Genomic DNA, 24,516 nt, shown 5'->3' with positions numbered 1-24,516 from the left:
CTACCTTGCATCAAGGGCGATGATAACCACGATAATAAAAACTGACTGTTGAGGTATCATCAACAATAATGGCAAGGGAACGCGATAATCTAAGGACACCATGGAGCACTTTTCAGCACTACCTATCTTTGTCACTGTAGTAGAATGCGGTAGCTTTTCGCTGGCCAGTCAAAAGCTTGGACTGAGTAAATCGGCGGTGAGTAAACGCATTACCCTATTAGAACAAAGTCTGGGTATTCAACTTTTGCACCGTACCACTCGCAGCTTAAGCCTTACCGAAGCGGGCGCCCGCTATTTTGACTATGTTCGTCCTGCCGTTAAACTCGCAGCAGACGGCTTGGACGCCATTTCTGAGCTACAACAAGCGCCTCAGGGCAGTCTGCGCATCGCAGTTCCTATGGTATTTGGTCGCTTACATATCGCCCCTTTAATCCCCGAGTTTCTACGCCGCTATCCAAAAATACAGCTACAAATGCAGATGGATGATAAGACAACCGATTTAATTGCTGGCGGATTCGATCTGGCAATTCGCATCGGCGATCTGCCAGATTCAAACCTTATTGCCCGTAAAATCGCCCCTTGTTTAAGTGTCATTTGCGCCTCACCCGAGTATCTTGCTCGCCACGCTGCGCCACAAACGCCACAGCAACTTAGCCAACATAACTGTTTGTTCTACTCATACTTTCGTGATGGTGTTGAATGGACCTTCTTAAGCCCGCAGGGCCCAACTCGCATCCAGCCGAACGGTAACTATCAAGTCAACAATAGTGATGCCATCCACCAAGCCATACTCGATGGTGTAGGCATAGCCAACCTACCCCGCTTCATGGTCGACGCCGACTTACAAACAGGCCGCCTACAAGCCTTGCTCATAAACCATCCCCTCCCCGAACATGGCATTTATGCAGTTTATCCACAGCGGAAATATTTGCCGACTAAGGTGAGTGTATTGATTGAATTTTTGATGGAGAAGCTGGCGAGTGGCAAGTTAGGGTAAATTTTCACTTGTCAGTAATGAGGAAGGACAACTCTCTTTCACCCCCTATGAAAAATAAACAATAGACCAGAGACCATCAGACTGACTCTCTCGAGCGGCTGATAGCGAATCATTTGAACAATCAGATTTATGTTTTTAATCAATACTACACTTGCATTTTTAGCCCATATTTATACGCTATAACGTATATAAAAAAATTATACGCTGTAACGTCTTAAACATTAACTACACGCTGTAGCGTGTTAAGTTATGTTTATACTTTAAAGCGTATTGGGAAATAATGGGAATTCAAGATGAAGATCACCACAACCAAACAGCTTAGCGCTTATATACAAGATGTTCGCCAATCACAGGGACTCTCCCAGGCTAAAATTGGTGAGAAAATTGGCTTACGCCAAGGCACTATTTCCAACTTCGAACAGAATCCCGACAGCACTAAACTTGATACATTTTTCAAACTCTTATCAGCCCTCGAACTCGAAATAGAACTCAAACCTCGCAACGCGAGTGACAGTGATACAGGCCCATCTAACCATAAACAATGGGCTCAGGAGTGGTAATGGCAGCACTTGACGTTTATATGAATGGCTTTTTAGTCGGTACTTTCTCTAAAGAAGAGACAGGCGCCCATCGATTTCAATACAATAGCGACTGGCTGGCTATTCCAGGAAATCGCCCCATATCGTTGTCTATGCCTCTACGCCAACGCCATTATCAGGGCAATGAAGTTTATAACTTCTTTGATAACTTACTGCCTGACTCACCGGAAATTCGCCAGCGTATCCTCGCACGCTATCAAGCTAGTTCAACCCAACCCTTCGATTTATTGACTAAAGTCGGCCAAGATAGTGTCGGAGCCTTGCAACTGGTACCACAAGGTATTGAACCCAAAGACATTAAAAAAATTGAATGTGAACCACTGGATGACGCAGCCCTAGTACGGGTCTTAGCAGGTTACCAATCCAAGATCCCATTAGGCATGCTCGAAGAATATGACGATTTTCGGATCTCAGTTGCTGGAGCACAGGAAAAAACCGCCCTGCTGAAATATGATGGTCTGTGGTGTTTACCCCATGGTTCAACGCCAACCAGTCACATAATAAAACTCCCTATCGGCCAGATAGTCACCCATTCCCACACCTTAGATCTATCGGACAGTGTCGAAAACGAGTACCTGTGCATGTCTATTGCTCGAGAATATGGTTTACCTGTACCCGATTGCGAAATCCTTAAGGTTGGGAATATCAAAGCACTCGCTGTTGAACGCTTCGATCGCCGCTACGCAGCGGACAATAGTTGGCTGATGCGCCTACCACAGGAAGATTTTTGCCAAACCCTCAATATCCCCTCAGCGAGGAAATACGAGAACCAAGACGGACCAGGCATTAGCGAGATAATGTACGTATTGATGGGATCGCTTGCCCCAGAAAGAGATCGGCGCATCTTCATGAAAGCACAAGTGTTATTTTGGTTACTGGCGGCGACAGACGGCCACGCTAAAAACTTTTCGCTATTTATCAGGCCCGAAGGAAAATACGAGCTTACCCCACTCTACGACATCATCTCCGTTTATCCAGTGCTGGGTGGTACAGGACTTAACATCCGCGATGCGAAACTGGCCATGGGACTGACAGCCACTAAAGGGAAAAAATACCAGATTGAACAAATCTTTCCCCACCATTTTCTCGCTACAGCAAATCGAGTCGGCTTTAGTCAACAAGCCATGAACGAGCTTCTTGAGGAGTTTGTTGAAAAAACGCCTATGGTTATCCAACGGATACAAGCGCAACTGCCAGATGATTTCCCCCCACATATCCAGCACAGCATCCTGAACGGGTTAGAGCATAGGGTAAGGCGACTGCTATAACAGCGCTCAAATAGTGATGCCATCCACCAAGCCACACTCGATGGTGTAGGCATAGCCAACCTACCCTGTTTCATGATCGACGCCGACTTACAAGCAGGCCGCCTACAAGCCTTGCTCACAGACCATCCCCTCCCCGAACATGGCATTTATGCGGTTTATCCACAGCGAAAACATTTGCCGACTAAGGTGAGTGTATTGCTCGAGTTTTTGATGGAGTTGTTGGGGAGTGGCAAGTTAAGATAAATTTCAAAGTGATAGAACAATTTTGTGTAGTTGCTCTAACTGATTGAAAATCAGCCACTCTCAATGATACATTAAAGGGCGATTTAATAACCAAGGATGGAGAATGAACCAAGAATCACTTTTTGAAGATCTACCTGAAGTCGACTCAGGTAAATATGAAGCAAGCATGTTATCCAATCAGAAGTTTTGTGATCAAGTAGAACAATCCCTTGTGGCGCTTGGCTTCCGTGAAGTACAAGGTGTTCCGTCTCAAAACGAGTTCCTTAAAAGTGTGCCTTATACAGATATGTATGGTGGAATTCGAAAAGCGGCATTCTTAGTACAACATCAAACACTAGGAGCAGTCCGAATTGAAGCTCATAAGCAAGAGCAAAGCGGCTCTGTCGATCAAAAATTTCCTTTTTTCCTAGAGTCTCTTCGCCTCGCGCCAGAGCACAATTTAGTCATTTTACTAGGTGGGAAAGGCTATAAACAAAAAGCTTTTGACTGGATAAAAACTGCTGCAAGTAATATTCAAGACAAACAAATCAAGGTCTTTAGTGACCTTGATGAATTTATTAGTTTTTTCGTTTCAAAATAACCAAAAGGGTCGAACAATTCCGACCCTTTCTTTTACTAAATCACACCAATCCCACAATCTATCAAGTACTTATAAGTATGATCATAAAAATTGGGATCTCGAGTCTCATCTGATTTATCGCCTTTAGGAACGAATATCACCATGCCCTGACGAGCCCGCGTCAACAATACGCGATAAGCATTTTCAAGGTATTTTTGCCGAACTAATTGGCTTCGTTTTTGCCATTTGGTTCCTACAAACTGCCAGTGCTCAAATGCTTGAGCATTGAAACGGTAATCTGCATCCCAAGCCACAACGCACCAGTCTAGCTCTAGCCCTTGTACATCAAATTCAGTAGCAACATCCTCTAAAAATTCGGCAGAACGAATATCTTCAGCACCACTTAAAAACCACTTAGCAGGGTCTATCTCGTTCTTAACGAAAATACCCTCAGCTTTAAGCCTAATGCCGTTAGAAGAAGCAAGCAGCCCCATAGACTCATTGGCTCGTTTGTGCAGATTAACCCAAGCTTTGGCTTTAGCTATATCCCGAGTGACTTTGATTGGGTAGACATGCTCTATCTCTTTATAGAGGCTAACTGCAAGTCCGCATTGCCCAGAAACCAAGTAATGAACAAAGCTCGATAACTTTTCAGCACGGAAAGATCGCATGGATGTGGCAAGATGTAAGTTAGGTAAGATATTCGCCCTTGAAACCGCATTCAGGTCTACGCCCATTGAGACATACTCACCAGACAATAAAGCGGTGGAAAAATAGACATCCCAATCTAAGAACCTGTCCTTAAGTGCGTCCAACCAACCTGCTAGGCCTGCCTCACCTTTATTAATCTCCTGCCCACCACCAACTAGTGCAATAATAAACGCCCAGTCTTGACGACGGTCCATTACTTCGATGAGAAACTCAGGCTCTGATTTATCAAAGTCGACAATACCTCGCCTACGACGCATAAAATCGCTTGCCTGCTCTTTATCCCACGCCCGTTGAGCCTCATCAAATATGGCCACTTTTTCAGGCGGCACACCGCCATTCAGATATTCATCCCTAAAGCGATGGATATTCTGAATAAATGATTCAGTCTCCTTTCTGGTTTCGCTGATAGAATCACCAGTTCTAGAAGATCTATCCCTAGCTAAGGCTTCCTGTAATACCGTCACTAAAGGCCCATTACCACTGAGGAAAACAGAATACTCGTTCTCTTCCCTGTTTGCGTGAATACTCGCAATATTAAGCCCAACAAGGGTTTTTCCCGCCCCCGGAACACCGGTAACGAAACAAATTATTTTTCGCTTATTGATACGAGCATCGTGAATCAACTGAAGTAATTGCTGACTCGTTTGTCCAAGATTTTGAGTGTCGGCTTCACTACGAGCTATATCTTCGACTTTATGCTGCGCATATAGCGCTTGCGCCGCTTCGATAATTGTTGGTGTCGGCAAATAGCCAGAATCAGCCCACAAGCTTGGGTCAAAAGTAGGTTGATTCAACCGTTCAGCGATTTGGCGCATTCTTGAAAACAATTCACTGGGTGAAATACACAAGGTCGAAGCAACATTATCGCCTGCGAATACTGGATCTTTCGATTGGCTCGTCGCTTTAGTGGCGACAAGCAGAGGAACTAGATATTTATCATGACTACCGCGATGAAAGTTTTTTAAATCTAAAGCATATCCATGAGTTTGCCTCATATCTGCAGCAGTAAATACTTTTGCGCCAACTTTAAACTCTACAACAAAAACAATCCCTTTAAATATAATCACGACATCGGCACGTCGTCCCATTCGTGGGATCATAAACTCAATGAAAATATGCCCTTCTCGCTCAACGCTCTCGGCCAAGGAGCGTTTGAGAACTTCAATTTCAGCACACCAAGCACGAGTTTGTGCATGCAATAAATGCTGAGTATGGAAACGTGATATCTGCCCGGTAATCGCATCGGGCTCAGCAGATAGAAAATCTTTAAAACTCGCCGAATAAAATGCTCGTTGAGTCATAATGATCCCTCAACGGTAAAATCAAGAAGTTGTTTCGCCGGGATATCTAAAGCACTGGCAAGCTTAAAAAGATTAATCAAACTAACATTGCGTTGCCCACGTTCAATGCCGCTGACATAGGTTCTGTCCATGTCAGCTTTTAATGCAAGCTGCTCCTGAGAAAAAGATCTCTCAAGTCGCAAACTTTTTAGATGAGTACCGAATGAGGTAAGCAAATGATCTTCCATGAATAATCCTTTGAAGAGTTTTCATGATGATCTTTACTTGTAGACAATACGTCTACGGACTATGAGTCACATCAAATGCCTAGCACTTAATGATTTGGACATAACATCGCACAGGGTAATCACTCACAAAATGCAAAATGATTGTTGCCGCTGATTACATTTAGACGGCAAATTCCGCAATCTACTTACCAACCACTCGGCAATAAGTACCTTGTACTTCGGCCGCCGACGTCGACTTTGAGCCAGAATCTATCTCAAATTTCTATTAAGCGATTGGTTCTAATAGCTAACAGATATGCGCGAAGGCTAACAGGATTAGGCACTCGCATGGAAGCGACCATCCGTGACAGGACGTCACGGTTGAGCATCCAAGGACTTGAACAACTTCCCTATTTAACTGCCAGTTCGCCTTCCATGGCTCTCGTTCATAAACTTAGAAACCCTAGGTTTCTATTCACCGAGTCACTGGAATGCAAGTGCTTGATAACATGCCTAACCCTTATCGTTTCAAACTAAGTGGCAATAAGTATCTGGTACTGCGGCCGCCGGCGTCGGCTTTCACTAAAAAGTGCTGTTCGACCATTTGCGCAAGATGACGGGTGGCGGTGGCGCGACTCACCTTCGCGACTTTTTGATACTGGCTACTATTAATCCCTAGTTCAAAATCGCCATCTAACATCCGATTGAGCACTTTGGCTTGCTCCTGGCTCAATAAAGGTTGGTCGACACTTTGCCAATACTGAGTTTTCAACAGCGTTCTGCTCACATCTGCCATCGCATTGAGTAAGCAATCATTGAGGGTTTCAAAAAACCATACTAACCAAGGAGTAATATCGACATCACCCCTTTGGGTAGACTCTAAAATGTCATAGTAAGCTTGGCGACGGGCAAGAATACTGACCGACATAGCGTAAAAACGAATCGAGCGTTTCTCCGCTTGCGCCAAAGCCAAATCAGTCAATAAACGCGTGATGCGCCCATTACCATCATCAAGTGGATGCAGAGTAACAAACCAAAGATGTGTTATCGCCGCACGGATAAGCGGATCTAAAACCTGCGCTTGCCGTGAAGCATTAAACCATTCGATAAACTGCGAGAGTTCAGCATCCAATGACGCTCTAGAGGGTGCTTCAAAATGTACTGTTGGTTTATCAATGCGGCCAGAGACAACCTGCATAGGTGTATCGCCACGCAGCGTTCCACCAATAACGGGGTTAAACAATGTATAACCCTGGGGAAATAACTGTTTATGCCAGCCCAATATCCGTTCGAGGGTTAATTCAGTCTCTAAATTTTTTAAAGCATCGAGCATAATGTCAGCTAAACCATCGGTTTGCGCTGTTGTCGGATACGGTTTATCTTCAGTCACGCCGAGTTTTTTAGCCAAGGATGAGCGTACCGAAGCAGCATTGAGCTTTTCACCTTCGATGGCACTGGAATGGATAATGTTAGCGAGTAAAGTTTCGAGTGCAGCGTCTGAAGTTAATAAGCTATCGTCGTGACTTAGCATTTGCTTGCCAAGTAACTGGCCCTGATTGAAATAGACCTGACGCAGCAAGGCATCAATGTTGCTGGTGTTCCAATGAAACTTAGGCCAATCGGCTTGCTGCCAAATCCACATATCTACCCCATGAGTCGAATAACAAGCCTATTCTACTCACATAATGAGGCGATTAACAAACCTATTCGCCTCACATTATGAGTCGAATAGCGCTAATAATCGCCTCATCAATTCCAATATGGTTATACAATGCAGGGAAATGAGCCTTGTTGGTAATCCGGGATCTCGTTTCTAAGCCTTATGGGCTTCCACACTTACTATTATTGTGCAGCGATGCTTCAGCTATCACGCAATACGGTGCGCCTTTACTGGGTGCATTGCAGTGGTGCGTGACTTTTATGTATAGCCACCGACAAAGCCTTCGCGCTGAGATATAATACCGCCGCTGATTTGACACGCCAATGTGAAACGCCGAGGTGATAACTTACGGCTTTACTGCACCGCTGACACACATTCTGAGCCTAACCTATGCCTGATAACGCCAACAATTCACTAACCTCTACTCACGTACAATGTACTGCTAATGCACAGCGTATCGGCAATGTTCAACCTACTGGTCATTCACCGATTGCGACGCAAGATGCAATGCATCCAGTCCAGTCGAATGCGCTCAGTGACGAACAGATAAAGGTGAAAAAGCAGAAAGTCTTTATCATAGGTTTGCCACGCACGGGCACCACGAGTGTAAGTGTGGCGCTGTTGGAGCAAGGGCTAAAAGTGGCACACATGGCCTTTACTAAACAGGCATTTATGCTGGCCGATGCAGTGTCTGACACGCCTTGTTTCAGCGATTATCAGCAGTTGGATTTATTATTTCCCGAGGCTGTGTTTGTCTATCTCGACCGCGATATCAATACTTGGTTGCCTTCAATGCAGATGTTACTTGGTAAAATGGCACCCCATTTAGATGAAAAAACGGGCCGTTTCCATCCAATATTAAAGCGCAGTTTTAGGCATACTTTCGCCATAGATAAAGTGGCGGAACCTGCCAGCAGTGAGCACTTAATTGCTTGTTATCAAAAGCATCAGCAAGAAGTATTCGCTTACTTTAATGGGCGGGAAGACTTTATTTCAATCGATGTTAGCCATGCAGGAAGCTTAAGTCAGTTACTGCAATTTTTGGGAATGGAAGCAAACGCGGAGAATAGCGATGTCGCATTAGGTTTAAGCGAGCCGCTGAGTTTCCCTAAACTTAACGTGGGCCGCAACGTGGCAAGTTGGGGTGAATATAAACACCCCAACAAGGTCAACACCAATAGCGCAGGCCCACAAAGCCGTAAGTTTTTCGACTACACGCTTTAACAATGCATTGGATCAGTACACAAATACCAATACACAGATATCCAAGCGCTGAATTAGAAATTAGCTTTAAGCACAGTCTCTTGGTCGAGCAAGCTTTGGTACAAGGTAAACTGGTTGGCGGCGCGGTCTAAATTATGGCCTTCACGGTGGATATGGAAATACACATCACCGTTAAGATAATCCGTTAAAAAACGCACGCCTATCATCAAACAGATCACCCGCGCACCGAGCCATAGACTGCGTTTTTCATCTTCCGTTAAGACGTCACCCAACTCGCTCAAGTAGCCACGGCAAATCGCGGCGAAGATATCTTGGCGCACTTGGACTTTATCCAAGGCCGTAGAGTCTTCCTCCTCTGGCGAGCAGAAAGTGCGTACCATGTCGCCGAAGTCATACATAAGATGACCTTTCATACAGGTATCTAAATCGATAATCGCCATGCTGGACATGTCGCGTTTATCAAAAAGCATGTTATTGATTTTAGTGTCGTTATGACAAATTCGTAGCGGCAGCTTTGGCGATATTTCTGCAAGTTCATCAAGCAACGCCTGCTGAGATAACGCGTAATCGACCCAATGACGGCAGAGCGCTAAACGATGTTGACTATCGAGTTCAGCGGCCTGCTTTAGTAAGGCCATGCGTCCCGGTAAATGGTGAAATTGAGGGATCACATCTTCAAGCTCTGTCGCATCAAAATCACTCAAGGCTGAGGCAAAATGCCCAAAGGCCTTAGCCGCCATTTCAGCTTCTTGTTCCGACTTAACCACTTCAATACTAAGACTATGGGGCAAGTAACTGATCGCGCGCCAAAATCCTTGCTCGCCTAAATCGATAGCCAGCTCACCCTCTTGGGTTAAACATGGGCTAACGACTTTAAGGCCGTATTGTTGCTGCAATGACTTAGCGCATAAATGATGGCTAATTTTATCGGCATTGCAGACCAAAGCGTTGGGTGTTTTAAATACCTCAGTGTTAATTCGCTGCAATACCAATTCGCCCGCAGGCCAACGCACTAAAAGGGTGTCATTGATGTGGCCATTACCGAGGGCAGAAATTTTCGCCTCGGCAGATTCAATACCAAAATGAGGCAACACTGACTGCCTGATGAGTTTAATCACTCAATAACTCCGTTAATTTTTGTTTTACCCAGACAGTGTCCTGCGGATAAGTCACGCCAAGCCATGGCTCACAGGCAACATCGACATACACAGGCAAACCTTGCTCAATTCCCGCTTGTACTATGGCGGGTAAATAGCATTCAGACTTAGGTTGTTGCCCCTGTTGCCCGATAAATTCGGTTAATTCACGTTTAATAACATCAAATATGTTTGGGGAGAAGCCCCAGCATGTCATAGAGACCAAGGAGTGCGCCGGCAAATTAGCATGACCCTGCGGGCCATCACCCATTAAGTGGCCAGCTTGCTCGGCGATATTGAGCCATTCGGCGACCGATTTAAGCTGACCATTTTCAACCTGACACAAACCACGATTAACGCCACCGTGTTCCGACAACGTGAGTTCTATGGGATAGGCCACCATCATCCACTCAGTTGGCCTAGTGCTTAAGCCTTTGGCTAAGGAAGCAAAAGCGCTATCACCATAAAAATCATCGGCATTGATAACGGCCATTGGCCCTTTAACGAGATGGCGCGCACTCCAGAGTGCATGGGCCGTGCCCCAAGGTTTAAGCCTGTGGCTAAGATCCGCCAACTGCGCCGCTTCGGGTAAATCCGTTAAGACTTGATAGCAAAAATGATATTCAAAATCGGCTGGCAAAAATCGTGTCAGGATCTCAGTTAATTCACTTTCTAATTCTGGGCGGATCACCAGCACAGCACGCTGAAAACCACTGCGAATGGCCGACATGATTGATAGCACCAACATGGGTTCACCCGCGGGGCCGAGTGCCGCCAATTGCTTATCGCCGCCGAAACGACTACCTAGCCCCGCAGCCATAATGACTAAGGTCAATTCTGTATTCATGCTGGATTGATATATTCAGTTCAAATTTAAAGGTGTTTCCCCAAACCGCAGCGACCTAAACAACCTAAAGTACGGTTTGAGAAAAAGAGGAGCAAAAGTGTAATCTACCCCTCTAATTGTGACTAGCATTTAAGCAGAATTTTTATCGACTTAGCTGCAGACTTTTTTAACGAGCAATATAATCGCCAAAGGTGCGATTTTGTTCCAATATCGCTTGGCTGCCCTTAAGACTGAACTTATAACCACACAGGCTAATATTACCTCGACGGGCGAGATCAATAATGATGGCCTGAGTATCGAGTGGTGAGAATCGCGCCTCTGAAGCGGAATCCGCTTTCAGATCCACAGTCACAGGGCGATAGTCAGTGCCATTGTTAAAGGATAAGACGCTGCAAGTTTTATCTCCCTTTGCCGTCGCTAAGGACCACAGATTTTGTGCTTTACCTTTCTCACCGAGCCAACGCATGATCAAGATGTCATCCTCCAGCGCCACAGAAAAACCGTCCGGTAACGCGAGCGTCACCCGCTCACCCGCATAGGGCGCAATCGCGTTAACCGTGACAACTTCTGCACCATCACCTGTCTCAGAGTCGCCATTTGGCCAAAGGCCCCACACCAAGGCAATCAAGAGCACCACGCCACAGCCAATTCCTGCTGGGCGCCAATAACGGCGTTCCACTTTCGGCAGTTTAATCTTAGGCAACACCAAGAAACGCTTTAGTGGCGCCAAAAACTCAAATAAACCGCGAAATAGCTCAGTCATCGAACCAGAATCTTTTGCTTCGGCGCGGCGCTGACGCACTTCTTCGGCATGATCTCTATCGTTAAAGCTGTCAGGCTCGTCATCTTCTTCGGCGGTAAAACGCCAACCGGGTTCAGTACTACGCTCGGCAGGATCTAATTGCGCCGCAGTAAAGTCGACATGTTTCAAATTAACATTGTCCACATCGACATCGACCAACTCAATGTGGGTCTGTTCAACGCGGCTAGTATTAGCAGGACGGAAATCTGCATGGCTGTCTGGTATCACAAAATCGGCAGGATTCTGCGTCATTCGAGTTAACGCATCAAAGCGCAGCTCATCTTGACGCAACGCCTCTCGCTCTGCCTCCGCCGCGCTAACACTCGGCTCAACCCTCGCCGATGTTAAAACAGATTCAACATGGTTCGATAAATCGACCTCTGGCTCAGACACAGTCTCAGCGCTAATGGTTTGGGCATGAAGCTGCTCAACATGCGGCTCATGCCTTTCAGCTTGAGGTTGTGCTTGAATATGAGAGGTAGATTTTGCCGATTGTCTTACGGCAACGTCTTGATCAACAATAGGTTTAGGGTCAATGATGTTAGGATCTATGGCAGTTTTAGATGCCATGGCTTTAGGGTCTATAGTTTTAGGATCTACGATTTTAGGATCTATGGTTTTAGGTGCGATGGTTTTAGGAACGATAGTCGGTTCCACACGGCGCCTAGGCATGGCCTGTGATGTTGGTGCATCCAGCTCAGGACCGAAATAACCGTAGCGATAATCCACTATCGTTGGTGCAGGAAAGCGCCAGCCCCAAAATGTCAGTCCCGCGGCTAACACTAAACTCAATCCAATTAAGGCAATATGCACACCGGCCGCTAACAGGCCGATAAAAATTATTAACGGCAATAGAAATACGCCAATCAAGCCTTTTGACTTATCGGCATCGGCCAAACGACGCAAACTGGTGAGCCCTAATAAAGGTAGACCCAACAATGCCAGCAAATACATCAGAAAATTAGCCCCAAAAGCAGCGGCTGCAAATGCAATACAGACGTAAACGCCAACACTGATTGCGACAAAACGGGGACGAGAATCACGCCCGTGAAGGCAGAAAAGAGATTTTAACAGCACGACCCTTCCTTTATTGTTGTAAAAACGAGATACAAAAAGACACTCATTGCCTTATTCGCACGAGCGTAACCAATTTACCCGCAATTGTCAGTGCCTACGACCCAAGTCGGATAAAAATGCACATAATATCGAAGTAAATCTAAAATAGGCTTAAATTGCCAGCCAACAAGCCCTAGTATTTCTATGGTCAAAATCGGTATAATACTCGGCTTTCTGGGCCCTTCTTGCGTTAACCCATTGGATATTTAGCTCATGACCGCACGCGGAAATTTATTTATTGTGTCGGCGCCAAGTGGCGCAGGTAAATCCTCGTTGATTTCAGCCTTGCTTAAAGACAAGCCAGCCGACATGCAGGTTTCGGTATCTCATACCACCCGCGCACCACGCCCAGGTGAAGTTGATGGTCAACACTATCACTTCGTTAATGTTGAGCAATTCAAAGCCTTAATTGCTGAAAATGCCTTTTTTGAATGGGCAGAAGTGTTTGGCAATTATTATGGTACCTCGCGCCATGTGATCGAGCATACGCTCACCCAAGGTATCGATGTTTTCCTCGATATCGACTGGCAAGGTGCCGAACAAGTTAAAGCCGTGATGCCAGAAGCCGTTGGTGTGTTTATTCTACCACCCTCTAAAGCCGAGCTAGAACGCCGCCTCACTGGTCGCGGACAAGACAGTAGCGATGTTATCGCCAGCCGTATGGCACAAGCCGTATCGGAAATGTCCCACTATAAAGAATATGATTTTATTATCGTCAACGACGATTTTGACACTGCCTTAGCCGATTTGCGTGCCATCATTCGCAGTCAGCGCTTAACAGGTGCTAGTCAGATCCACGCGCAAAATGATATGCTTCACGATCTGTTGGCAGGATAGCTGTCATAGTGTACAATTTTGCGTCATTTTTTCCCTAGATAAACTGGAGTTTCAACACATGGCTCGCGTAACTGTAGAAGACGCCGTAGAACAAATCGGCAACCGTTTTGATATGATCTTGGTTGCGGCGCGTCGTGCTCGCCAAATCGCCGTGCAGGGTAAAGACCCTATGGTTGAAGAGATGAACGACAAACCCACGGTTATCGCCCTGCGTGAAATCGAACTAGGTTTAGTTAATGCTCACACCTTAGATGCCGATGAGCGTCAAACGGTACGTGAACGTGAAGCCGCTGAAATTGCAGCGGTTGCAGCCATTGCTGAAGGTCGTTCATTATAGTTTTTGAGTAAAAACCTATTTAGGTAAAAGGAGAGCTGCCACTTGTATCTGTTTGAAGGTCTAAAGGAGTCTGCTTCCGGTTACTTAGAACCTGAACAGGTAGAATTGCTCAAGCAGGCGTACCAGATTGCGCGCGATGCCCACGAAGGGCAAATGCGCACGAGTGGCGAACCTTATATTACTCATCCGGTTGCGGTTGCCCGCATCCTTGCTGACATGCGTCTTGATCATGAGACGCTGATGGCAGCACTGCTCCACGACACCATCGAAGATACCCATGTCACCAAAGACGATTTAGCCGAACTATTCGGTGTCGCGGTGGCCGAACTCGTCGAAGGCGTGTCAAAACTCGATAAGCTTAAATTTCGCGACAAGAAAGAAGCTCAGGCTGAAAACTTCCGTAAAATGATGATGGCGATGACGCAGGATATCCGCGTTATCCTCATCAAGCTTGCCGATAGAACCCACAACATGCGTACCTTAGGTGCACTGCGTCCCGACAAACGTCGCCGTATCGCCCGCGAAACCTTAGAAATCTACGCACCTATCGCTAACCGTCTTGGTATACATAACATCAAGACAGAGTTAGAAGACTTAGGTTTCCAAGCTTATTATCCAATGCGATATCGGGTGCTTAAAGAAGTCGTTAAAGCCGCCCGTGGCAATCGCAAAGAATTGATCCAAGGCATCGAAGCCGCTGTGTATACGCGCTTAAACGATGCAGGTATTCCAGGGAAAGTTAAAGGTCGCGAGAAAAACCTCTACTCCATCTATAACAAGATGCAGAGTAAAGAGCTGCAATTCCAAGAAGTCATGGATATTTACGCCTTTAGGGTGATAGTCGATTCCATCGACACTTGTTATCGCGTACTCGGCGCCATGCACGGACTGTACAAACCTCGTCCCGGTCGTTTCAAAGATTATATCGCCATCCCTAAAGCCAACGGTTATCAGTCACTCCATACCTCTTTATTTGGTCCACACGGCGTGCCCGTTGAGATCCAAATTCGTACCGAAGATATGGATCAGATGGCCGACAAAGGGGTTGCCGCACACTGGGCCTACAAAGGCGGTGCGCAAACAGGCCAAGGCACGACGACTCAAGTGCGTGCCCGTAAGTGGATGCAAAGCTTGTTGGAGCTACAACAAAGCGCTAGCACCTCATTCGAATTCGTTGAAAACGTGAAGACTGAACTCTTCCCTGAAGAGATTTATGTGTTCACCCCTGAAGGTCGCATTCTGGAATTACCCGTGAATGCCACCGCGGTAGACTTTGCCTACGAAGTGCATACGGACGTAGGTAATACTTGCGTCGGCGCCCGTGTTAATCGCCAAGCGTATCCGCTTAGCCAGCCGTTAATTTCAGGCCAAACCGTTGAAATCATTACCGCTAAAGGCGCCCGTCCTAATGCCGCTTGGCTGAACTTTGTGGTAACCGGTAAAGCTCGCGCTAAAATCCGCCAAGTGCTGAAAAGCCTTAAAGGTGATGATGCGATTGCACTCGGTCGCCGCCTGCTCAACCATGCGCTAGGCAAAACTAAACTCGACAGCATTGCGCCTGAGCAGATTGAAAAAGTGATCCGCGATACTAAACATACGACGCTCGATTCGCTGCTCGCCGATATCGGTCTTGGCAATGCCATGAGTATTGTTATCGCCCAGCGTTTGATTGGCGATAATCTTGAGAATCAAGAAAGCCGCGACGGCCACATGATGCCAATTCGTGGCGCCGAAGGCATGCTCGTTACCTTCGCGAACTGTTGCCGCCCTATCCCAGGTGATGCCGTGATTGCCCACGTGAGCCAAGGTAAGGGCTTAGTGGTACACATGGAAAACTGCGCCAATATTCGTGGTTATCAAGGCGAGCCAGACAAGTATATTCCCGTACAATGGGATAATGTTGAAGGCGTTGATTACCAAGCCAATCTGCGGGTCGAAATCGTTAACCACCAAGGTGCACTGGCGAAGATCACCTCGATCATTGCCGCCGAAGGTTCAAACATTCACAACCTCAGCACTGAAGAACGTGATGGTCGCGTGTATTTGATCAACCTGCGGATTTCGGTGAAAGATAGGATCCATTTAGCCAACGTGATGCGCCGAATTAGGGTACTGCCCGAAGTACTGCGCACATCCCGTAATCGTTAATTAACTCAACACTAGAGAGAGCGTCATGGCAGAAAAAATCATCATAGCGACCGAAAACGCCCCAGCGGCAATAGGCACGTATTCACAAGCGGTTAAAGTCGGCAGCACAGTGTATTTATCTGGCCAGATCCCGCTCGTGCCAAGCACAATGCAAATTGTCAGCGATGATTTTGAAGCGCAAGTCGTGCAAGTATTTGAAAACCTGACGGCAGTTTGTACTGCTGCGGGTGGTTCAATCAACGATATCGTTAAGCTCAACATCTTCCTGATTGATTTAAGCCACTTCGCTAAAGTGAATGAAATCATGAGCCGTTACTTCAGCCAGCCATACCCAGCCCGTGCTGCTATCGGCGTGAAGCAATTGCCGAAGGATTCTCAAGTTGAAATGGACGGCGTGATGGAGCTGTAAGCGCTAGCATTTCACCTTCTATAAACGAAAAGGCGCTACGGCGCCTTTTTGTTGCCAACACAATCCAACCCCCCGCTCGCCACTCTCTTCATCTTGCTTTCACACTCAACTTGTAGGCTTTGCGCTCCATTCTCATATTTTACAATCTTGTAAACTATTTGCGCGAGCTCACAAAACTCGCCATACTGGGTACAGCCAAAAGAACAATAAATAACAGGGAATTGCCAATGGATACAGCGATTAAGACGCCAATTGAAATGCTGGCGCACTGGGCTAATACTCAGGGGGACCAAGTCTATTTACGCCAACCGATCAAGGGTCAATTCCTTGATTTTACTTGGGCTGAAGTTCAAGAAAAAGTTCAACAACTTGCCGGAGCCTTACATCACTTAGGCTTAGAGCGTGGTGATAAAATTGCCGTTCTCTCTAAAAACTGTGCCGAATGGTTTATCACCGACCTCGCGTTGATGCACGGCGGCTATGTCAGCGTACCTATTTACCCTACCGCCAACACAGATACTATTCGCTATGTGCTGCAACACAGTGGCGCAAAAGCCATTTTTCTCGGCAAGCTTGACCATTGGGCTGACCAAGAAGCCGGTGTCGGCGGCGAGCTACTACGCCTTGCCATGCCCTATGATACGATGCCAGCACAATATCAATGGGAACAATTACTTAAGCTAGGCTACCCCTTAATTAATGCCCCGCTGCCGACTCCAGATCAAGTGATGACACTCATCTATACCTCTGGCTCGACTGGCCAACCTAAGGGCGCGATTCAAACCTTCGCCAGCTATGGCTGGACTTGCCAAGCGGTCGTCCGTGACCTGCGCACCGATGGCGACGATAGACTTTTATCCTATTTACCCTTAGCCCACATCACAGAGCGCGTTGCGATTGAAGGCTCATCCTTCTACTCAGGTAGTGTGGTGGCTTTCGTTGAAAGTCTCGACTCCTTCGTTGTCGATGTTCAACGGGCAAAACCAACGGTATTCTTCTCGGTACCACGGTTATGGAGCCTGTTTCAGAAAAACATTATCGACAAAATTGGGGTCAGTAAACTTAATCTATTGCTGAAAATCCCACTGCTTAGCAGCTTTGTGAAATACAAAATCCATAAGGGTTTAGGCTTGAACCATTGTCGTCTACTCGGCTCTGGCTCGGCGCCTATTCCGCCATCACTGATCCACTGGTATCACAGTATTGGTCTTAATATCTGCGAAGCTTGGGGTATGACAGAAAACTGTGCCTATTCGATCATCAACTATCCTTTTGATGCGCGTAAAATTGGTACTGTTGGCCGCCCAGTTGAGGATTGCCAGATCCGCCAAGGCGAGGATGGTGAGCTACTGCTCAAGAGTCCGGGATTAATGACAGCTTATTATCTGCAGCCTGAAGCTACTGCAGCAGCCTTCGACGCCGATGGTTTCTTCCACACAGGCGATCTGTGCTCAATTGATGCCGATGGTTGTGTCACTATTACTGGCCGAGTGAAAGACAACTTTAAAACCGCCAAGGGCAAATATGTAGCACCCGTGCCTATCGAACGTAAATTGGCGCAGGATCCCCATGTTGAACTGATTTGTGTGATTGGCTCTGGTCTGCCACATCCCGTCGCACTAGTGCAGTTATCCGAAGGGGCCAATCTACAAGCCCGTGAAGAAGTCCGCACCTCACTCAAAGCGACACTCGATAGCGTTAATCCGCACTTAGAGTCACACGAACATGTCGATGCGATTGTCGTGGTCAGTGATCCTTGGACGATTGAGAATGATGCGCTCACGCCTACCCTCAAAATCAAACGCCATGTGCTTGAAAAAGCCTTTAGCGAACGAGTTGACGGCATTCGTGGCGCCCAAGTCCGCTGGGAAGATGAATTAACTCAAAAATAACTAGGCCAAACAATCTGTTGGCGAGTATGGTCATCAGCTAAAACTAAGCACGCCTAGGGTGTGCTTTTTTATGACATATTCTGTCAAAATCCGATAAAACCACGTATCATGTACGCCAGTCGGCCAAGGGGCAATTCCCTTGTACTTTTCCATTCAATATTAGGTTTAACAGAGTCTAACGATGCTAATTACACTATCGATTATTGGCGGTTTTATTATTTTAACCTTAGGCGCTGAAGCCCTAGTTCGTGGCGCGAGTTCAATCGCTCTACGTTTAGGTATTACGCCACTTATCATAGGCTTAACTATTGTAGCCTTTGGTACTAGCGCACCAGAACTGGCTGTGAGTGTAAAGTCTGCTCTAGCAGGAAACAGCGGTATCGCCTTAGGTAACGTTATTGGCTCTAACATTGCTAACATAGGTTTGATTTTAGCCATCACCGCACTTATCCGCCCTATTCAAGTGCAATCTCAAGTCGTAAAGCGTGATATCCCTTTGATGATATTGGCTTCTATGTTGTTCTGGGCACTCTTGTTAGATGGCGAGCTCAGCCTAATTGACGGTGTGATATTGCTGTCACTACTGTTCGGTTATTTAGCCTTTAGTTACATCAGCTCGAAAAATGGTAATGAAGAGGAAGAGATTGAAGCAGGTCCAAATAATCCGCTACTTTCAGCCCTATTTATCTTAGTCGGTATTGGTATGTTAGTCGGTGGCGGTATTTTGTTTGTCAACGGCGCAGTAGATTTAGCCAAGACCTTCGGTATCAGTGAAGTCATTATCGGCTTAACGATCGTGGCGATTGGTACCAGTATGCCAGAGTTAGTAACTTCTGTTCTCGCGGCACTGAAAGGTCAGAGTGACATAGCCATAGGTAACGTTGTCGGTTCTAACATATTCAATATTTTGGGTATTTTAGGTATTACTGCAATAGTACAGCCAGTATCATCACTTGGCTTCCAACCCTTTGATTTCATCGTGATGTTGGCATTTGCCATCATGATTTTACCTTTCGCTTGGACAGGATTTCGTATTGGCCGCCGCGAAGGTTCAGTATTACTACTGTGCTACTTAGGTTACTTGGGCTACCTAATAAACCAAGCGAGCACTCAAGCTGTGGTATAACACTTAGCTGCTCATTTACGATAAAAAAACACCGGAGCCTCTCCGGTGTTTTGCTCTCTAGGTATTGCAGTCCTTTATTCATCACGCACCTTCTTTAAAGCACACCTCATAAAAAATATAAGCACACAACTCAACTGATGACATTTGTCATGCCAAAGCCATGACCTTTGTGTCTGCACTTCTTCTATCGAATTTCTGATAATGAGCCCGTACCCAAACATTGGGAAACTCACTCAATAAGGAAATACCATGAAAACATTACTCCTCGCCTCCAGCTTTTTGCTTATCAGTACTCACTCGTTTGCAGCAACACCATCAAACACTAACATCACCAATGTAGACGCGGCCTCGAATGCGATGAATCTAACGCAATTACAACAACTGAGCGGTAGCACTCAAGATTATGATAAAGCCTATGCGAACTATCGCTTAGCCATCAGTGCCAATGTAATGGGGCAGAAAACGCTCGCTAGCAGCGCACTGACTACAGCGCAAACCACATTAGAAGCACTCGAAACCAGCCAAGCGAATGCAGAATCCCTCGCGCTGTTATCGTCGGTTTATGGCATGCAAATCGCCTTAGACAATAGCAAAGGTGCAACGCTCAGTATGAAATCCGCCAAGGCGATTACCAGTGCCGAACAATTAGAACCACAAAATCCACGGGTAGCACTTGTTAAAGCCATCGCAGCCTATAACACGCCAGCCATATTTGGCGGCAGCATGCAAAATGCTAAGACCTTAGCCACTACGGCCATAGAAAGATTCGCCCAGCCTTGCGACAACATTTGCTGGGGTGAAGCCGAAGCCTACACGTGGCGCGGGCTCGCTAAACAGGAATTAGGCGATAGCCAAGGCGCGATTGAAGATTGGCAACAAGCGACCAAAGTACAAGCAGATTATGGTTGGGCAAAATTTTTGCTTCAACAAAATCAGCAATTAAGTGCAAAATAGACAAAGTTGTTAACGGGGATCTATGGCGCTGACGATAGCGCCAATCCCTAAAAAGAATAAATTAAAACAGATGCCATCGGTGGGCATTCAACAACCAACTCAGTGACACAGAGGCATCATGATAAGCACTCCCCTTCAGCTCGAACGAAAACTTGCTTGGGTGTATTTGATAAACTTAGTGTTTTATCTGATCCCACTTGCCATAAATCCCTATCCAAGCTGGAAAATCGCCCTCAGTTTTGCCGTGTTAATCCCTTTTATTGCCAGTTATTTTTGGACCTATAAGTGCAATAGCCGTAGCGCCTATCTGCCCATTCTCATTATGGTGGCAATAGCAATAGCGATCACACCAATCAACCCAGGCTCTATCTCGCTATTTACCTTTGCCGCCTTCTTCATTGGCTTTTTTTATCCTCTCCGGACCTGTCTGTTGGCTATTGCAGCCCTCATCAGCCTGCTGTTTGCCCTCAATGAGATTTACCACTTTAACAGTTACTACTTTCCGCTTTACGGCTCGGGATTAGTGCTCGGCGTGGGCATGTTTGGTGTCGCCGAACGCAGACGTTATCGGCATAAATTGAAAGAACAGCAAAGTGCCCAAGAAATTGCCACCTTGGCCACTATGCTTGAGCGTGAACGTATCGCGCGGGATCTACACGACATTATGGGGCATAGCCTATCTTCCATCGCCCTTAAGGCTGAGCTAGCCGAAAAACTTATCGCAAAACAAGAATATGAACTCGCATCAACCCAACTGATTGAGCTAGGACAAATTGCGAGGGAAAGTTTAAGCCAGATCCGCCACACAGTGTCAGACTACAAACACAAGGGCCTAGAGAGTTGCGTGACGCAGCTTTGTAAATCCTTAAGGGATAAAGGCTTAAGTGTCGAGCTCAGTGGTGAGCTACCCAAGCTAGGTGCAAGCACAGAAAGCCAACTGAGTTTGATCCTCACCGAACTCATTAATAATATTCTTCGCCATAGCGGTGCAAGTGAATGCTCTATCCACTTTTCTAAGCAATCAGACCGCCTGCTGCTCGAAGTCAAAGACAATGCCGCGGCCAAACCTTTTATAGAAGGTAATGGCCTCACTGGTATACGCGAGCGTCTCGACAGTTTAGGCGGCAGCTTGAGCTATAATCTCGAACAGGGATATAGATTTACCGTCAGTTTACCTTTGCAGGGAGCAACACATTAATGAAGATTTTATTGGCGGAAGATCAAGCTATGGTGCGAGGAGCACTCGCCGCACTCCTTACGCTTGCAGGGGGTTTTAGTATCACCCAAGCGAGTGACGGCGACGAAGCTCTAAGCTTACTCAAACAGCAAAGCTTTGATCTCTTGCTAACGGATATCGAAATGCCCGGCCGCACAGGCTTAGAGCTGGCTACATGGTTAAAGGAGCAACATAGCCAAACCAAGATAGTGGTCATTACCACCTTCGGCCGTGCAGGCTATATAAAACGTGCCATCGAAGCGGGTGTGGGCGGCTTTTTGCTTAAAGATGCGCCCTCGGAAACCTTAGTCAACGCGATTCAACAAGTGATGGCGGGAAAACGAGTGATCGATCCTGAACTTGCCATGATGGCGATTGGCGATGTCGACCCGCTCAACGACAAAGAACGCCGCGCTCTTCGCCTCGCTAGCGAAGGCAAATCCACCTCCGACATCGCCGAAACTCTTTTTATCGCCGAAGGGACTGTTCGCAACTACCTCTCAGAAGCCATAGCCAAGCTCAATGCCAGTAATCGAATCGATGCAGCCCGCATTGCCAAGCAAAAAGGCTGGTTGTAATAACACTCACAGTTAACCACGCTTTCAGCCTAACGATATCTTATCAACAATTTTGTGGTCTTAAGGCCACAGAAGGATATTAGCTATGCTTCCAAACAAAATTTGATAACACCCTAATTCCCCTTGAGATTGCCTTACGCTTATTCTCTGTTAATATATGTATAAATTCACAGTGATTGAGTGCTAACGACTTGCAGCAATTGGATCTTGTTCCGATCACCGACCTCAAAGGCGTCGCCAAAAAGGTCGCGGAGAAACTCGCAAAGCTCGGCATCACAACAGTACAAGATCTGCTGTTTCACTTACCCCTGCGCTACGAAGATAGAACCCAAATCTATCCCATTGCCGCCCTCAGCCTAGGCGGTTATGGCACTATAGAAGCTGAAATCCAATCGACACAAATCATCCAAGGCCGCAAGCGCATGCTGGTCTGCAATGTGCGCGACGATACGGGCAGCTTAAGTCTGCGCTTCTTTAACTTTTCCGTTGCTCAGCGTAATGCCATGCAAAATGGTTTGATGATCCGCGCCTATGGTGAAGTGCGCCGTGGTAGTCATCAAGCTGAGATAGTGCATCCAGAATATAAAGTCGTCTATCCCGGTGAAGATGTTCATCTGAGTGATACCCTAACGCCGATTTATCCCACGACTGAGGGCTTAAAACAGGCGAGTTGGCTAAAGCTGACCGAGCAAGCCTTGGTATTGCTAGAAGAGGGTGGCTTAACTGAACTTCTGCCACCACAATTGCAACCTAATAACATCAGCCTTAAACAAGCGCTACAGACGCTACATCGCCCTCCTGCGGGGATCTCTCAGTTCGATTTAGAGCTAGGTCAACACCCAGCCCAGCAACGACTCGTGCAGGAAGAATTACTCGCCCACAATCTCAGCATGTTACGCCTAAGGCAGCGCAGTAATTTAGATGCCGCTGTCACCATGCAGGCCACGGGGCAGTTGCTCAATCCCTTCCTCGCGGCTTTGCCCTTTAAGCCGACTGGCGCCCAGCAAAGAGTCGTGGCTGATATAGGCAAAGATTTAGAAAAACCGCACCCTATGATGCGCTTAGTGCAAGGGGATGTTGGCTCTGGCAAAACCTTAGTCGCGGCGATGGCGGCATTACAAGCGATTGAAAACGGTTATCAAGTTGCCATGATGGCACCGACCGAGTTATTGGCCGAGCAACATGCAACTAACTTTGCCGCTTGGTTTGAGCCACTCGGACTTAAGGTAGGTTGGCTGGCGGGAAAACTTAAAGGCAAGGCCAGAACCCAATCCCTTGCGGATATTGAATCTGGCGCAGCCCAGATGGTGATTGGCACCCATGCCATCTTCCAGCAGCATGTAGTCTTTAGCAAACTCGCGTTAATTATTATCGATGAGCAACACAGATTCGGCGTACACCAACGCTTAGGCCTGCGGGAAAAGGGCGTGAACCAAGGTTTCCACCCGCATCAATTGATCATGACAGCCACACCTATTCCCCGCACGCTGGCGATGACGGCCTATGCAGATCTCGACACGTCCATTATCGATGAACTGCCGCCGGGGCGAACTCCAGTGACCACTGTGGCGATTGCAGATTTACGCCGTAACGAAGTGCTTGAACGGGTCCACAACGCTGTCATCAGCGACCAACGTCAGGCCTATTGGGTATGTACTCTGATTGAAGAATCCGAAGTGCTCGAATGCCAAGCCGCCGAAGACACAGCCGAAGAACTGCGCCTCGCCCTGCCCGAGCTCAATATTGGCCTAGTTCATGGCAGATTGAAGAGCGCCGAGAAACAGCAAATCATGGCCGACTTTAAGGCAGGCATTATTCATCTACTGGTAGCGACAACCGTGATTGAAGTGGGCGTCGACGTGCCTAATGCCAGCCTGATGATCATTGAAAACCCTGAACGTTTAGGTCTAGCACAACTACATCAACTGCGCGGACGAGTCGGTCGAGGCGCCATCGCAAGCCATTGTGTGTTACTCTACAAGGCGCCGTTGAGCCATACCGCCACCCAAAGACTGAGTGTACTCAGACAAAGCAATGATGGTTTCATCATAGCGCAGAAAGATTTAGAAATTCGTGGCCCAGGTGAAGTGCTTGGCACTAAGCAGACGGGACTGGCTGAGCTCAAAATTGCCGATCTGGTGCGCGATCAAGCTTTGATCCCACACATTCAGAAATTAGCGAGCCATGTAATGGCGCAAGCCCCCGAAAAGGTCGATGCAATTATTTTACGTTGGCTCGGGCACAGACAGCACTATGTGCAGGCTTAGGCCGCAAATATTAAAGGGTAAAGAACGAGGCGTAACATCTGCCTTTACTCGAAATAAATTGTTTATGTTCAGCTAAGCGCTAT

Annotated in this window: 21 protein-coding genes and 1 pseudogene; 16 read left to right on the top strand and 6 right to left on the bottom strand. The window is 46.9% G+C overall.

The window, feature by feature from the left end:
• The first annotated feature begins 100 nt into the window (after positions 1 to 100).
• The 5 genes and pseudogenes from L5L77_RS13265 (at position 101) to L5L77_RS13245 (ending at position 3,687) form a co-directional block, all read left to right on the top strand.
• Complete coding sequence (locus L5L77_RS13265; RefSeq protein ID WP_263222901.1) at positions 101 to 997, top strand: LysR family transcriptional regulator; 897 nt, start codon at positions 101 to 103, stop codon at positions 995 to 997.
• A 293-nt stretch (positions 998 to 1,290) separates the two neighbouring features.
• A complete protein-coding gene (locus L5L77_RS13260) occupies positions 1,291 to 1,557 on the top strand; it encodes a helix-turn-helix domain-containing protein (protein WP_263185212.1) in 267 nt (88 codons plus the stop codon).
• Positions 1,557 to 2,864 carry a type II toxin-antitoxin system HipA family toxin gene (locus L5L77_RS13255; RefSeq protein ID WP_263185213.1) on the top strand — a complete coding sequence of 436 codons (1,308 nt, stop codon included), beginning with the start codon at positions 1,557 to 1,559 and terminating at the stop codon, positions 2,862 to 2,864. Before L5L77_RS13260 ends, L5L77_RS13255 begins: the two co-directional genes overlap by 1 nt.
• Positions 2,865 to 3,107 (top strand): annotated as a pseudogene (locus tag L5L77_RS13250) (LysR substrate-binding domain-containing protein); the annotation flags it as partial.
• Between the two features lie 103 nt (positions 3,108 to 3,210).
• Entirely contained in the window at positions 3,211 to 3,687 is a 477-nt protein-coding gene (locus L5L77_RS13245; protein ID WP_259566514.1) for a PD-(D/E)XK nuclease superfamily protein, read from the top strand.
• Between the two features lie 35 nt (positions 3,688 to 3,722).
• Here L5L77_RS13245 and L5L77_RS13240 read toward each other — a convergent pair whose 3' ends face one another.
• From L5L77_RS13240 to L5L77_RS13230, 3 genes are all read right to left on the bottom strand, one after another.
• Positions 3,723 to 5,678, bottom strand: a complete 1,956-nt coding sequence (locus L5L77_RS13240) for a DUF2075 domain-containing protein (RefSeq protein WP_263185214.1) — start codon at positions 5,676 to 5,678, stop codon at positions 3,723 to 3,725.
• On the bottom strand, positions 5,675 to 5,905 hold the full coding sequence (locus L5L77_RS13235) for a helix-turn-helix domain-containing protein (protein ID WP_076497128.1): 231 nt from the start codon (positions 5,903 to 5,905) through the stop codon (positions 5,675 to 5,677). The genes L5L77_RS13240 and L5L77_RS13235 overlap by 4 nt, the downstream gene beginning before the upstream one ends.
• Positions 5,906 to 6,404: 499 nt before the next feature.
• The gene (locus L5L77_RS13230) at positions 6,405 to 7,526 is read right to left on the bottom strand and encodes a Fic family protein (protein ID WP_263185215.1); all 1,122 of its coding nucleotides are present in this window, start codon (positions 7,524 to 7,526) and stop codon (positions 6,405 to 6,407) included.
• Positions 7,527 to 7,934: 408 nt separating this feature from the next.
• Here L5L77_RS13230 and L5L77_RS13225 point away from each other — a divergent pair, with 408 nt between their 5' ends.
• Positions 7,935 to 8,768, top strand: a complete 834-nt coding sequence (locus L5L77_RS13225; RefSeq protein ID WP_263185216.1) for a sulfotransferase — start codon at positions 7,935 to 7,937, stop codon at positions 8,766 to 8,768.
• A 53-nt stretch (positions 8,769 to 8,821) separates the two neighbouring features.
• Here L5L77_RS13225 and L5L77_RS13220 read toward each other — a convergent pair whose 3' ends face one another.
• The 3 genes from L5L77_RS13220 to L5L77_RS13210 form a co-directional block, all read right to left on the bottom strand.
• Positions 8,822 to 9,886 (bottom strand): phosphotransferase enzyme family protein, encoded by a 1,065-nt coding sequence (locus tag L5L77_RS13220; RefSeq protein ID WP_212600297.1) that lies wholly within the window; start codon positions 9,884 to 9,886, stop codon positions 8,822 to 8,824.
• Positions 9,879 to 10,751, bottom strand: a complete 873-nt coding sequence (locus L5L77_RS13215) for an NTP transferase domain-containing protein (RefSeq protein WP_263168710.1) — start codon at positions 10,749 to 10,751, stop codon at positions 9,879 to 9,881. Before L5L77_RS13215 ends, L5L77_RS13220 begins: the two co-directional genes overlap by 8 nt.
• A 166-nt stretch (positions 10,752 to 10,917) precedes the next feature.
• Positions 10,918 to 12,630: a hypothetical protein gene (locus L5L77_RS13210; protein ID WP_263185218.1), complete on the bottom strand. Its 1,713-nt coding sequence runs from the start codon at positions 12,628 to 12,630 to the stop codon at positions 10,918 to 10,920.
• A gap of 252 nt (positions 12,631 to 12,882) precedes the next feature.
• Between L5L77_RS13210 and gmk the strand changes: the two genes are divergently transcribed.
• From gmk to recG, 10 genes are all read left to right on the top strand, one after another.
• On the top strand, positions 12,883 to 13,506 hold the full coding sequence (gene gmk / locus L5L77_RS13205; RefSeq protein WP_105251162.1) for a guanylate kinase: 624 nt from the start codon (positions 12,883 to 12,885) through the stop codon (positions 13,504 to 13,506).
• 58 nt (positions 13,507 to 13,564) lie between these two features.
• A complete protein-coding gene (rpoZ, locus tag L5L77_RS13200) occupies positions 13,565 to 13,843 on the top strand; it encodes a DNA-directed RNA polymerase subunit omega (protein WP_007651394.1) in 279 nt (92 codons plus the stop codon).
• Positions 13,844 to 13,885: 42 nt separating this feature from the next.
• Positions 13,886 to 15,991, top strand: a complete 2,106-nt coding sequence (spoT, locus tag L5L77_RS13195; RefSeq protein WP_105251161.1) for a bifunctional GTP diphosphokinase/guanosine-3',5'-bis pyrophosphate 3'-pyrophosphohydrolase — start codon at positions 13,886 to 13,888, stop codon at positions 15,989 to 15,991.
• Between the two features lie 25 nt (positions 15,992 to 16,016).
• Positions 16,017 to 16,400: a RidA family protein gene (locus L5L77_RS13190; protein ID WP_006079838.1), complete on the top strand. Its 384-nt coding sequence runs from the start codon at positions 16,017 to 16,019 to the stop codon at positions 16,398 to 16,400.
• A gap of 227 nt (positions 16,401 to 16,627) precedes the next feature.
• A complete protein-coding gene (locus L5L77_RS13185) occupies positions 16,628 to 18,292 on the top strand; it encodes an AMP-binding protein (protein WP_168826527.1) in 1,665 nt (554 codons plus the stop codon).
• A gap of 181 nt (positions 18,293 to 18,473) precedes the next feature.
• Positions 18,474 to 19,418: a calcium/sodium antiporter gene (locus L5L77_RS13180; RefSeq protein ID WP_105251158.1), complete on the top strand. Its 945-nt coding sequence runs from the start codon at positions 18,474 to 18,476 to the stop codon at positions 19,416 to 19,418.
• Positions 19,419 to 19,667: 249 nt separating this feature from the next.
• Entirely contained in the window at positions 19,668 to 20,372 is a 705-nt protein-coding gene (locus tag L5L77_RS13175) for a hypothetical protein (RefSeq protein ID WP_263185219.1), read from the top strand.
• 118 nt (positions 20,373 to 20,490) lie between these two features.
• On the top strand, positions 20,491 to 21,570 hold the full coding sequence (locus tag L5L77_RS13170; RefSeq protein WP_263185220.1) for a sensor histidine kinase: 1,080 nt from the start codon (positions 20,491 to 20,493) through the stop codon (positions 21,568 to 21,570).
• Positions 21,570 to 22,166 (top strand): DNA-binding response regulator, encoded by a 597-nt coding sequence (locus L5L77_RS13165; protein WP_113941110.1) that lies wholly within the window; start codon positions 21,570 to 21,572, stop codon positions 22,164 to 22,166. The genes L5L77_RS13170 and L5L77_RS13165 overlap by 1 nt, the downstream gene beginning before the upstream one ends.
• A 191-nt stretch (positions 22,167 to 22,357) precedes the next feature.
• On the top strand, positions 22,358 to 24,433 hold the full coding sequence (recG, locus tag L5L77_RS13160; RefSeq protein WP_263222899.1) for an ATP-dependent DNA helicase RecG: 2,076 nt from the start codon (positions 22,358 to 22,360) through the stop codon (positions 24,431 to 24,433).
• Positions 24,434 to 24,516: the final 83 nt, after the last annotated feature.

The sequence above is a fragment of the Shewanella sp. SM29 genome (genome assembly GCF_025654245.1).
In the GTDB taxonomy this organism is placed as follows: domain Bacteria; phylum Pseudomonadota; class Gammaproteobacteria; order Enterobacterales; family Shewanellaceae; genus Shewanella; species Shewanella oncorhynchi.
This window is presented reverse-complemented; position numbering and strand designations above follow the sequence as displayed.